The organism is Aeromicrobium sp. PFPM2_SD2, assembly GCF_057364525.1.
Window position 1 is genome coordinate 1 of the sequence record NZ_JBNFNZ010000805.1, and the last position, 566, is coordinate 566.

General features: G+C 76.1%; 1 protein-coding gene. It reads right to left on the bottom strand.

The features are described from left to right. The coding region (locus AC2W7G_RS18220) for a hypothetical protein (RefSeq protein WP_485869674.1) at nt 1–503 on the bottom strand (503 nt) is incomplete at its 3' end. Nucleotides 504–566 lie beyond the last annotated feature (63 nt).

The window sequence follows — 566 nt, forward strand, 5'->3', positions numbered from 1 at the left end:
GGACGGCGACACGGCCGAGACCAGCGGCCGGGATCGAGGTAGGTGCCGTCACCGCCGGCGGCGTCGGGGTTGGCGAACGGCCAGGCGACCGAGACCGGCACCTTGGCCCGGGACCCGGAGAGCTTGGGCACGAAGGTGGTGCCGGGCGACGGCCTGGTTCTCGCGGACGCCCTCGGCGTCGGTGGCCAGCACCTGGACCCCGGTGGGTAGACGCCGTCCGCGCCGGTGACGCCGAGCAGGCGGTAGGGGACGCGCAGGGTGAACGGCGTCGTGCTGCCCGGGGCCAGGTCGCCCAGCCGCGCGATCGCGCTCAGCTCGACCACGCGCTCGCCGGTGTAGGCGGTGGAGCTCGCGACCGCCTCGCGCACCTGCGCCCGGGTGGTGAACGGGGCCGGGGCGATGACGAGGTACACCTGGGCGTCGCCCCAGGTCTCGGTGCCGGAGTTGGTGACCGTCCCGGAGACGACGAGCGGGGCGCCCTCGACCAGCTGGGTCTGGTTCATGGGCGGCTCAGCCGGACCTGCAGGTCGTCGGCGTCCGAGGCCGCGCCGGCGGGGGCCGCGGGG